7 protein-coding genes and 2 pseudogenes are annotated in these 12,071 nt (G+C 55.4%); 7 read left to right on the top strand and 2 right to left on the bottom strand.

Translation table 11 applies throughout. The features are described 5' to 3' along the window. Both GRI32_RS05450 and GRI32_RS05445 read right to left on the bottom strand, forming a co-directional pair. Window positions 1–500, bottom strand: a 500-nt coding sequence (locus GRI32_RS05450; protein WP_202385940.1) for a G8 domain-containing protein, incomplete at its 3' end; no start/stop codon positions are given. Between the two features lie 383 nt (window positions 501–883). After that, window positions 884–1,277: pseudogene (locus GRI32_RS05445) on the bottom strand (oxidoreductase C-terminal domain-containing protein); the annotation flags it as partial. 266 nt (window positions 1,278–1,543) lie between these two features. Here GRI32_RS05445 and GRI32_RS05440 point away from each other — a divergent pair. The 7 genes and pseudogenes from GRI32_RS05440 to GRI32_RS05410 all read left to right on the top strand — a co-directional run bounded on the left by GRI32_RS05440 (window position 1,544) and on the right by GRI32_RS05410 (window position 12,070). Next, window positions 1,544–5,575, top strand: a complete 4,032-nt coding sequence (locus tag GRI32_RS05440; RefSeq protein ID WP_160590188.1) for a chemotaxis protein CheB — start codon at window positions 1,544–1,546, stop codon at window positions 5,573–5,575. A gap of 396 nt (window positions 5,576–5,971) precedes the next feature. Then, window positions 5,972–6,199: pseudogene (locus GRI32_RS10915) on the top strand (IS6 family transposase); the annotation flags it as partial. A gap of 155 nt (window positions 6,200–6,354) precedes the next feature. Further along, complete coding sequence (locus GRI32_RS05430) at window positions 6,355–6,840, top strand: hypothetical protein (protein ID WP_160590186.1); 486 nt, start codon at window positions 6,355–6,357, stop codon at window positions 6,838–6,840. Window positions 6,841–7,146: 306 nt separating this feature from the next. Next, entirely contained in the window at window positions 7,147–7,413 is a 267-nt protein-coding gene (locus GRI32_RS05425; protein WP_160590184.1) for a hypothetical protein, read from the top strand. 43 nt (window positions 7,414–7,456) lie between these two features. Continuing rightward, the gene (locus GRI32_RS05420; protein ID WP_160590182.1) at window positions 7,457–8,374 is read left to right on the top strand and encodes a LysR family transcriptional regulator; all 918 of its coding nucleotides are present in this window, start codon (window positions 7,457–7,459) and stop codon (window positions 8,372–8,374) included. Between the two features lie 105 nt (window positions 8,375–8,479). Further along, entirely contained in the window at window positions 8,480–11,059 is a 2,580-nt protein-coding gene (locus GRI32_RS05415; protein ID WP_160590180.1) for a TonB-dependent receptor domain-containing protein, read from the top strand. A 12-nt stretch (window positions 11,060–11,071) separates the two neighbouring features. Next, complete coding sequence (locus GRI32_RS05410) at window positions 11,072–12,070, top strand: MBL fold metallo-hydrolase (protein ID WP_160590178.1); 999 nt, start codon at window positions 11,072–11,074, stop codon at window positions 12,068–12,070. The last annotated feature ends 1 nt before the right edge of the window (window position 12,071 follow it).

The following is a 12,071-nucleotide window of genomic DNA, read 5'->3' as shown; positions in this document are numbered from 1 at the left end:
TCGCGGTTGCCGTGCATGTTGAGCGTACCGCGCAGCATCATGATGCCGCGATCGCCCATGGTGTTGATATCCTCACCCTGGACGTTGTCGGTCAGCGTGATGGTGGCGTTGTGCTGGAAAGGACTGGCCTCGGTGCCGATTTGCAGTTCGCCGCCGGGGACGTAGATCCACTCGGTGGTCAGCGCCAGGTCACGCTCGTCGACAAAGGTCAGCTTGCCCTGCACGGTCAGGCCGCGCAGTTCGGGCGGGCTGACGTCGAGCATCATCTCGGTACCGCGCGGAATGGTCACTTCCTCGCCAGCCACAGGCACCTTGCCTGAGGGCCATGCCGAGGCGTCCGACCACTTCACGGTCCGCGTCATTGCCGAAGGGGCGGCCACGTCCATCGCCATGCTGGCGTGATCCGCGCTATCCTGCGCGGCGATGCTCGTACCCATGGCGAGCAGCACGGAGGCAGGAACGAGGCGAGTGTAAAGGAACAGGTGAAACTGTTTGCGCATGACTGGATTTTCCCTCTCCGGGGACGACGAGTCCCTCTTATATTCCTGGTTTGCGGAGGATTATGAGACGAGTGATCTCCTTTGCCAAGCGGTCCGGCGGCAAAAGGCGGAAGAAGTCGTAATGGTTTCTGCCCGGGGCAGAAACTCGTACACCCTGACGTGGTGCGCATGACGGTCAGGCTTGCCGGCGCAGTCTTCGTCGCATTCGCTACGAAACTCGCCTTTTCCAGGCAAATGTCGGCAACTGGGATCGCATGCCGAATGGTGGCTTTCTGCATTCCGTCACCGAAACCGGACGGTCTCCTGTCGGCTCAAAGTCCGCCGTTCAAATTGCAGCATGATAATGCGATTGATGTAATATCGTCGAAACATGTTTTTCTGGATCATACGGTGAGAAGATCCTTGAGCGACCTAGTCTGGTTTCGGGGTAGGTCCTCAGGTGTAGATACTCCTGCTTCAATGAGAGTTCGGCCCTGCACACAATCCTTCGTCGCATTGACGCAGTCGAGCGCAAGGATACGGCCTTATTTTCAGACAAATGACCGAGAAGCTCCTGATGGAGGGATCGCCGCGAAGAACCGTTTGATCGTGACCTTGCCCAAGTCCCACCGTTTGCAGTCTGAGATCAAACTGGTTTGACCAGAACCAGGGGGTTGCCGAGTAAGGCTCATCCATACCGCAGATTGCCTTGGCTGCCGTCGTTGCCATGTCATGGACGTTCTGCACGCTTTCGAGCCTGATGAACTCTCCGTCGGCAAACCTGTTGGCGTGAAGTGCTGCCAAAGCAAACTCACCTTATTGAAAAGTGCGTGGGCGAGCGACAGGTCTTGCAAGCTTGACGGTCGGTCGCCCTGACCGATGGCAGAGCGTCATCGCCTGAAACTGGCGTCATCAAGACACCGCGGCGCCGATCGGAGACAAGTTGCGGCTCTGCTGACAGCGGCGGACTGGCTGTTCTGGGGCCGACTGCACCCCTCAGAATGTTTTCCGCCGGTCAAATTGGAGCTTGGCCGTGGTAACAGACCTGTGCCAGATTGGATACCATGACTGCGACTTGCCCAATTATCGGAATAGGCGCTTCGGCTGGTGGACTTGCCGCGCTTGAGGCCTTTTTTGATGCGATGCCTTCCGATCTGGGTGCAGCATTTGTGATCATCCAACATCTCGACCCCCAGCATTCCAGCATGATTGCAGAGATCATGACTCGGCACACCAAGATGCCGGTCGTCCAAATCCAGCACGGAATGCAGGTGGAGCGCGATCATGTTTATGTCATTCCGCCGAATCGCTATGCCACGCTGAACGATCAGAAGTTCGAACTGGGCGAAGCGGTGCTTCAGCACGGTGTGCGGATGCCGATCGACAAGTTCTTCCGTTCTCTGGCGGCACAACCGCATCAGCAGGCCGTCGGCATTATCCTGTCAGGTACCGGCAGTGACGGAAGTCTGGGGTTGCGCGAACTCAAGGCGGCGGGCGGAGTCGTGTTTGTCCAGTCTCCCGAGACTGCGCAGTTCGATGGGATGCCGCGATCGGCAATCGCGACCGGACAGGTCGATGTGATTTGCTCTATTGCGGAAATGGTCCCGAAAATTCGCAATTACCTTAGTCACGATTTTGTTCGGACTTTGGGCAGTGAGGAAAATGAAACCAATCTTTTCGCGGATGAAAGAAAGCTCAATTCGATCATTGCGGTTCTGCAGGCACAGCTTGGAATCGACTTTCACGGCTACAAGACGGGAACATTGGGCCGCCGGATTGCGAGGCGAATGGGTCTTCGAAATATCGACCAAGTGTCCGACTATCTGACTTACCTGCGAGAGGATCCGGACGAATCCAGGAAACTGTATCAAGACCTGCTAATCAGCGTGACCTCCTTCTTTCGTGATCCGGATGTCTTCGAGACGCTTCGCAACGAAGCGATTGTTGATATCGTGCGCGGCAAGGCTGAACATGAGGATATCCGCATCTGGGTACCTGGCTGCGCAAGCGGTGAGGAAGCCTACTCGATCGCGATGCTGATGATCGAAGAGCGGGAACGAACGAAAAAGAGCTGCCCAGTCCAGATTTTCGCCACCGATCTGGACGAGGCCGCTCTCGCAGTAGGGCGGCAGGGTGTCTATTCGGCGAGTCTGGTGGCCGACATTTCACCTGATCGTCTGCAACGGTTCTTTGTGCAGCACGGGAAGGATTACCAGATAGTCAAAGAGCTGCGCGAGACAGTTACGTTCGCGGTGCAAAATGTCATTTCCGACCCACCGTTTTCACGGCTCGATTTGATCAGCTGCCGAAATCTTCTGATCTATCTGAGCGGCAAGCTGCAGGATCGGATCATCGGTTACTTTCATTTCGCTCTGCGCAAAAACGGTTATCTGTTTCTCGGTAGGTCAGAAAGCATAAGCCAGCTCAGTGGGCTGTTCGAACCGGTCGACAAGAATGCGCGGCTTTATCGCAGGCTGGAAAACACCCCAAACCAGGTGGCAAGTTTCCCGATGAGCGGCGTCCTTTCGCGCGCGACCTTGGCCGGTCCGGCACCAAATCTGCGGATGAAGGAGACCGTTCGTTTGCGCGAACTGATGCAGCAACATCTGCTCCGCAACTATGCCCCGGCTTCGGTGCTGACCAATGCCAAGCATCAGGTGCTCTATTTCATGGGGCCAACCGGACGCTATCTCGAGCAGCCATCGGGCTTGCCGACGCAAGACCTCCTCACATTGGCCCAGCCCGAACTCCGCAAGAGCCTGCGCAACGGTATCGAGAAAGCGCTGGATTCATCTGAAACGGTGATAATCGACAATGTCTCGAACAAGCAGGGGCTGTCGCGCAAGAGCATCAGGATTTCGATCCGGCCGCTGGTTGCCCCTGGCCAGTCCGACAGGCTTCTGATTGTAACCTTTGAAGATATTGAACAACCGCAAACCGCTGCACCCGAGAGTGTGTTTGAGGCAGTGACCGAACATTCCACAATCGGCGAACTGGAAAACAAGCTTCGCGATGCGCAGGAAGACCTCCAGATCAATCTGGAGGAACTCGAATCTACGAACGAAGAGCTTCAGGCATCCAATGAAGAGATGATGTCGGTCAATGAAGAGCTTCAATCTGCGAATGAAGAACTGGAAACTTCCAAGGAAGAGCTCCAGGCGATGAACGAAGAGCTGTCGACGGTAAACAATCAGCTCAAGGACAAGGTTGAGCAACTTGCGGAACTGAACGACGACCTAGCCAATTTTGTTTCGAGCACGGGTATTGCAACGCTGATGCTGGATTCACAGCACAAAATCGGCCGCTTCACTCCAGCAGCGAAGCAGTTGTTCAATCTGATCGAGACCGATTTGGGCCGACCAATCGGCGATATCAGGCAAAAGTTTGCCGATGACAAATTCCTTGCGGAAGTTGATGCCGTTTTCCAGACCTTCAAACCCATCGAACGGGAAGTATTGGCCGAAGACGGCGCAACTTACATAATGCGGATAGTGCCGTACCGGGCAGATAAACAGCGATCCGGCGGTGTTGTGGTGACGTTCGTCGATATCACTCAGCGACTGCAAAGCGAACGGGATCTGCGCGAAAGCGAGTTACGGTTCCGCACGCTGGTCGAGAACGCTCCCGACCCGCTAATCATGGTGAATGGCGATGGAGAGATTGTCCTGACCAATTCGGAGGCGCTGCAATTCTTCGGATACAACCGGAACGAATTTGTCGGGATGAATATTGAAAAGCTGCTTCCTCCCGCGCTTCGAAAGCGACACCAGGCTCATCGCAAGAAATTTCTCGTAGACGCCAAGGTCCGGCCTATGGGTTCGGGCCTGCAATTGCGGGCATTGCTGAAAAACGGTGATGAAGTGCCGATAGAAGTCAGCCTTAGTCCGGTGTCGACGGGCGACGATCGAATGATCTGCGCCTCGATCCGGGATATTCGAGCGCATCAGCACGCCATGCACGCCGTTGAGGAAGCGCAGGAGAAGGCGGAATCCGCCCTGGCGGCAAAATCGAGGTTTCTGGCAACCGCGAGCCACGATCTGCGGCAGCCTTTGCAATCACTGACCATGCTGACCGAAGCATTGCAGCTTAAAACCGAAGATCCCGAGCTGGTCGATCTGATTTCCAAACAAGCTGCCTCTCTCGAAAATATGAGAAGCCTGCTTAATTCCCTGCTGGATATTTCCAAACTTGATGCCGATGTCGTGAAGCCGGAAATCGGTGATGTCGACCTACTCAAGATGGTCGAGAAGGTTGTGGCGGATTGTCAGCCGCAAGCGGCGAAGAAGGACCTGAAGTTAATAATCGAGGTGCATGATCGCGTCGTCAGGTCAGACCCTAACCTGCTTCGGCAGATTCTCCAGAATCTGGTCAGCAACGCGGTCAGCTATACGAAGGAGGGCAGCATCACGGTCGCCACCTCGCTGGTCGGTTCCGACATTGCGATTGAGATACGCGACACCGGTATCGGCATCCCCAAGAACCAGCTCAGCAAGATTTTCGATGAATTTTATCAGATTGGCCGTGATCCGCAGCAAGCTAATGCCGGGCTGGGGCTTGGTCTCGCCATTTCCCAACGCATTGCTGAAAAGCTGGGCTTCCAGATAGAAGTGAGATCCAGAGACGGGAAAGGCAGCGTATTCTCATTCAGACTTCCGTTGAGCAACGTTTTGCTGGCGCAGCCCCGAACTGAAAAAGATCACAATGCGGTCAAACTGGACGGCGAAGGTATTATCCTTCTGGTGGATGATGATCCAGCGGTCCTCAGGTCAACCTGCTTTCGGCTGGCGCTTCAGAAGGGTATCGAAGTCCACACAGCTTCATCGCCAAAGGAAGCTTCAAGAGTACTGGATGAAATGTCGCCAAAGGAACCAGATGTCATTGTCACCGACTATCATCTCGGGGACAAGAAAAATGGTCTGGATGTCATCGCCGATACCAGAAACCGCCTGGGGACGGAGATACCTGCCATTCTGATATCTGGTGACACCGGGCTTGATTCTGCAAAGTTGAAGAGCAAAGGTGTCGCACTGATTTTCAAGCCGACCGGTGGCAATGAACTGCGGGACGAGATCCTCAGCTTGCTGTCCCCGAACTAGCAGGGTCGCCAAAGGGCGGTCGCCTGGATGGCATTCCATACTGGAGTGGATCCGTTCGTGACCTTGACGACTTACGGGATCAACACGCAGCTGCGTCAATCAGAGACAGGTTGCGGTTAGACCGACAGCACCGCCACCCACCCCCAGCACCATTCTCTGTTTATAGGGTCTCCGCGCAAGGCCGCGGTGTGCGCGGGTTTGCCCAGGCCAATCCGTCCTTCAGCAGTTGTGGCAGCGTCGTCTCCGCGCCTTTCAGGCCGGGTTTGGAGCCTGCGTCTCTGCGCCAATCGCCATCGGTTGAGTGTCCCTGTTTTATGGGAATTTACAGGGAAAAATGGTCCTGTCAGAGCAAATGCACCGGCTAGCGAAATGCGCGTGATCGGGTAGGGCTGGGTGATGCCCAGACCCAAGAAAGCAGCCAGTCCGTTTCGCTATTTCAACTCTTCACCTGAGGTGATCCGCCTGGTCGTGATGATGTACGTGCGCTTTCCGCTGAGCTTGCGGAACGTGGAAGACCTGCTGTTCGAGCGGGGTATCGACATCTGCCATGAGGCCGTGCGTCACTGGTGGAACCGGTTCGGTCCGCTGTTCGCAGCCGATGTGCAGCGCCAGCGGGCAAGCCGGTGCTGTCAAAGCAAATGCACCCAACCCGATTTGAGCCTCATTGACCTGCTGACACCAGGTTCAGAATCGCAGTCTTGCGCCAATTTCAAAAGTTGGTACCTAGCCGAACGACACCCATTTGCCTTCAAGTGCATTTGCTTTGACAGCACCTTCTGATGCGATACGGATACACTTTCGCGCTTGGCCTCTCCGCTATGCTCTTAGCCTGTTCGGGATCGGGGAATTCTTATTCCTATCGCTCGTATGGCGAGCCGAGCAAATGCTGGATTAGCGAAGAGCAATTCGCTGCTTATGTAGCTGTCTACGATCTAGGTAATGGGGAATACACTTTCGATTTAATTTCCAAGAGGTGCAAACCAAAGGACTTCGAAATCGGCCAACCGCCGACCTTCGTGGTTTCTTTTTCGCCCAGCAAGGATGGTGAGGAGCTAGAAAGCTTGGGAATCACCGGCAAGCTTCTGCCCAACCAAATCTCTCCGCTACCATCGATTGAGCAAATCATCGGTGTCTATTCTGTCGAAGGTTCGGCTAACCTCGATCATTCTCAAAACTGTCAGCTCAGAATTTCTTATTTAACGATCAGAAATTCGACAAGGTTAAATACTTCTCCTATTGAATTTCTACGCGAGCATGTCCTTTAGTTGATCGGAATTAAAGGCGCATACCGTCCGGCCTCCTGCCTTCCCCAACGCCGGTCCTGTCAGAGCAAATGCACCGGCTAGCGAAATGCGCGTGATCGGGTAGGGCAGGGTGATGCCCAGACCTCGCAAACCGGCCGGCCGGTGCTGTCAAAGCAAATGCACCCAACCCGATTTGAGCCTCATTGACCTGCTGACACCAGGTTCAGAATCGCAGTCTTGCGCCAATTTCAAAAGTTGGCACATGGCCAAACGACACCCATTTGCCTTCAAGTGCATTTGCTTTGACAGCACCCGATTGGTGCTATCGTGCCGAGCCCGATCCTGTTGTGGGCCGCCACGCGTCCGCAAAACCAGCCGTTCGTCTGTCCGCTCTGCCGTAATCAGGCCAAAGTCGTGCGCAAAAACTGCCTGCCGATCCAGATCGGCGACGGCGAATTTCAGATGATGGATGGCGTCGATTTGCATTGGCCCTTGTCCCTCTCCGTTGGTCCGCCGAGGTATCTTGCCTCCGGACCCGAAGAATATTTCGCGCTAACAAATTCGAAAAATGAATTGATTAAATATTTAATATAATATTTTGTAATAGACTGATGAAGGAGCGGAGGAGGAATGACGAATGCGCTTTGAGGGGCTTGATCTGAATTTGCTTGCCGCGCTGGAGGTCCTGCTCGAATGCCGCAGCACTACAGAAACGGCGCGGCGGTTGAACCTGAGCCAGCCCACAATCAGCGCTGCGCTTGGCCGGCTGCGCGATTATTTCGAAGATGATCTGCTGATGAATGTCGGGCGCGAGATGGTGCCCACGGCTCTTGGCGAAGAGCTTGCGCCAGCAGTGACGGAACTTCTCAACGTTGCAAGATTTCGGATCATTCAGGGCGAAGGGTTCGATCCGGCCTCGTCGCACCGATGCTTCAAGATATTGGCATCGGATTACGTTTTCGATGTCCTCCTGGCTTCTGCTCTTGCGAAGGCGGCAAGGATCGCACCTGATCTTCGCTTCGAAATTTCGCTGACCGGCCCAACTGGTGGCCGTTTGTTTCAGAAAGGCGAGATTGACCTGATGATTACCGTTCCACAATATTTGGCCCCGGATCACCCTTCCGAGATACTTTTTGAAGACGTGGATTCCGTAGTTTGTTGGTCGGAGGGGCGTTTCAGGGACACTATCGACGAGAAGGGTTTCCTCGAGGCGGATTTTGCAAAGGCTGTTTTTGGAGAGGAGCGCCGGCCGGCCACTGTCGATCTGTACTTTCGCGAACGAAATTTTGATCTCAAGACTGCGATTGAGGTGCCAAGCTTCTCTGCATTGCCTGGTGCGGTGATCGGCACGGACAGGATCGCCCTGATGCACAGGCGGCACGCGAAGTTTTGTCAGCGTCGCTATCCCCTATCGTGCCATCCATTGCCTGTTCCGGGGCCGGGGATCAGCGAATTCGCGCAATGGCATCAATTGCGCCGCAACGATGGGGGGATCGCCTGGTTGCTTGGCCTTCTGCGCGAAGAAGCGGCTGAGATGAGTGAGGCGGATAGGTAGGAAAAGGCCAGTCGATTCCAGGGCGAGAAACCATGCTCCACCTTATCGAATTTGTATTTCAAATAGGATCAATTCAATCAATTCATTATTCAGATACTCCCGATTGTGCTCATAAGTGGGCAATCAAAAAATGGGAGAGGATTAATGAAAACCCAACTTCTGGTCGGATCAGCGGTCGCCCTGGTCATGTTTGCCCAGCCTGCGCTGGCGCAGGACAGCGCAAGCGATACCGAAGCCGAGAACTCCGAACAGCCAAAGTCTGGCGGTCTGGACACCATCACCGTGACGGCGCAGCGGCGTGAAGAATCGCTGCAGGATGCTGCCATCGCCATCAATGCAGCCACGGGAACCGAGCTTGAAAGGCTGGGCGTTGCAGATGCCACAGCGCTGGGCAAGGTTGCTCCTGCACTTTACGTTACATCGGGTGGCGGCGCCAATGCCGGCTATTTCGTGCGCGGCGTGGGTAACTTCACTAACAATGGCTACACCAATCCCGCTGTCGCCTTCAATATTGACGGCGTATATATCGGTCGCCCGTCGTCGACGATTGCATCGTTCCTCGATGTGGGTGTCGTGGAAATCCTGAAAGGCCCTCAGGGCACGCTTTATGGGCGCAACGCGACCGGCGGTGCAATCAACGTCATTCCAAACAAGCCCCGGCTTGGTGAAAACAGCGGTTCCATCTCGGCTGGATATGGCAATTATAATGCGTTCGAACTCACCGGCATATTGAACGCTTCGCTCACTGATAATGTGGCCGTTCGTATGGCTGGCACGATCAGCGACCGTGATGGCTATTATTCGGACGGGACCAATGATGCGCAGGATGTGGCCATGCGAGGTCAGATCTTTGCGGAACTGAGTGACAGTGTCGATGTACGCCTGGCGGTGGACTATTCCACCCAGAAGGGCATTGGTCCTGGTACGACGGTTCTTGGCAATTACGGGTTCGCATCGCCATTCCAGCCGGGAAGGAATGACCTTCCTGTTCCGGGCTGGAATTTCATTGCTGCCCCGGCGGATGTGTCCGCCCCTTTTACCGGCCTGCATGCGCCGCAAACTCTGGCCTTCGCCAGCAGTGTCGCTGGCGCGCCGCTCCATTCACCGTTCGTTGGCTATGCCTATCCCTCACGCGATGACAGCTATTTCGGCGTCAATGCCGAGATGAATTTTGATCTTGGCGCAGTGGATCTGGTGGTCATACCTGCCTATCGCCGATCGGAACTTGATAACCAGTTCAACGGACCGCCTTTCAAGGCTGCGATCAACAAGGACAAGGCCGAGCAATATAGCATCGAAGCGCGGCTGTCTGGTTCAGCTGGTCCGGTCGACTGGATCGCCGGTATGTTCTACTTCGATGAACAGGTGGTGGGTGTAAACTCGTTCAACCAGTTCGCCACGGTCTCGCACAACTCGTTTGATTCCCAGACTGAATCGCTCGCGCTGTTCGGGCGCACGACCTTTCACCTGACCGACAGCCTGCGACTTGTGGGCGGCATCCGCTATACGGATGAAAGCCGCTCACTCGATGCATCGGCGACCGCCACAGCAGGTATTTGCCTGGAAGAGCCGGTGGGCAGGGCACCTTTCTGCCCACAGGTTCCGACCCTGCCTGTTGGCCTGACGCTGCAAGATACCCTGAGCCAGCTCGATCCGTCACTATTCCCGCTCAAGCCGATTGCCGCATTCAATCCCGATGGCCCTGACGGCGTGGGCCAGGTCTTCCCTTACGGTCCGCTGGTCGCACCCTTTACACCGGGCGCACTGCTGATCATCACCCCCAACACGATCAATGCATCGGACGGCGACAGTCAGGTTACCTTTAGGGCGGCCGTTGAGTATGACATCACGCCAGACAGTCTTCTGTATGCCAGCTTTGAGAACGGTTTCCGCGCCGGTGGCTTCAACATTGCTCGTGGTCAGGAAACCTATGACCCCGAGTTTATCGACGCCTTCACGATTGGTTCGAAGAACCGCTTCTTCGATGACCGGCTCGAACTCAATGTCGAGCTGTTCTACTGGAAATATGATGGTCAGCAGCTTGCTGCGCTGGGTCTGGACAGCGATGGCAACAACGCGTTTTACACCCGCAATGTCGGCAAATCGACAATCAAGGGCGTGGATATTGATTTCCAGTTCCTGGCAACGGAGACCACGCTTTTCCATGGCGGTGTCCAGTACCTGGACGCAACCTATGACAGCTTCCTGTATAATCAGGTCGACCTTTCAGACCCTGAAGAAGATCCGCTCAACTTCCTGCGTCCGGTAACGGGCTGTACTTCAACCCAGATTGCCACCGGACCAACAGACCCGAACCGTTCTTTCGATATTGATTGTTCGGGCAAGCAGGCGCTTAATTCGCCCAAATGGTCAGCGAATTTCGGTATCAACCAGACCGTTGAGATCGGCGATTTCCTGCTGATCGGCACCGTTGACGGGCGCTATCGTGGCAGCAGGGAAGTCGGCTTCAACTATATTCCTGCAAGCAGGGTTGGCGGTGATTTCTCGATGGATGCGGCACTGACATTCTCTGACATTGACGAGACGTGGTCGCTAACCGCCTACATTCGCAATTTGACTGATGAAGTGATTACGTCACTCGTGCAGACCGGTGCGGGTAATGTTGTGGCCAGTGTCTATCAACCGCCCAGAACATATGGTCTGCGGGCCCGCGTAACTTTCTGATCGGAATGAATTATGCATATTCGTAATCTCGCACTGGCCAGCGCACTCGCGCTGGCCAGTATGCCCCTCCACGCTGAACATCATGGCGAAGCGGCTGCAGACGAGGCAGTGGTTGCCGATGCCGGCCGCTGGATCACTTTGGGTACAAGAGCCGGCCCGGTGCCCAGTTCCACCCGCTCTCAGCCTGCCAATCTGCTGATTGCCGGCGGCAAGAACATCCTTGTTGATGTGGGTGATGGCAGTGCCGGCCAACTGATCAAAGTGGGCCTTCCAACGAACAGGCTGGATGCCGTTTTCATCACTCACCTGCATTTTGACCATACCGCCGGTCTGGCTGGTATTCTTGGTCTTCGCCTCCAGACGAATGCGCCGGACGGGCTGCTTGTTTACGGCCCCCCTGGGACCGCTGATCTGGTTGACGGGCTGCTTGCCTCCATGGTCCCCGGCAATACCGCTGGCTATGGCGTAGCGGGAGCAGCTACGCGGGACCTTGCGGGCATGGTCGAGGTCGTCGAACTGCGCGATCACGCAAGTCTTCAATATGCCGGCATGACCATAAGCGCCCGCAACAATACCCATTACAGCTTTGCGCCCGATAGCGGACTGGCCGAGCGTTTTGAGTCGCTTTCCTACCGCTTTGACCTGCCTGGGCGTTCCATTGTCTACACTGGGGATACCGGCCCCAGCACAGCGGTGGAAGAATTGGCCCAGGGCGCTGATTTGCTCGTCGCCGAAATGATGGATGTCGACGAGACGATCAGGCTTCTACGGCGTGATGCGCCCAATATGCCGGAACCGGTCTTGATGGGAATGGAGAGTCATCTGCGCGACCATCACCTGCTGCCACGTGATGTCGGGGAAATGGCCGGCAGAGCGGGTGTCGGGGCAGTTGTTGTGACCCATTTTTCCGGCCGCGAACGCGGTGATCCGGTGCACTTCGAATATCTGCGTCAGATTGCCGAGAATTTTGACGGTCCGGTGGTTATCGCCAACGATCTGGACACGTTCTGAG

Origin of the sequence: Alteraurantiacibacter aestuarii (genome assembly GCF_009827405.1) — a bacterium.
GTDB classification, from domain to species: Bacteria; Pseudomonadota; Alphaproteobacteria; order Sphingomonadales; family Sphingomonadaceae; genus Alteraurantiacibacter; species Alteraurantiacibacter aestuarii.
Note: the sequence above shows the minus strand (reverse complement) of the source record. Positions and strands in the feature narration are given on the sequence as shown.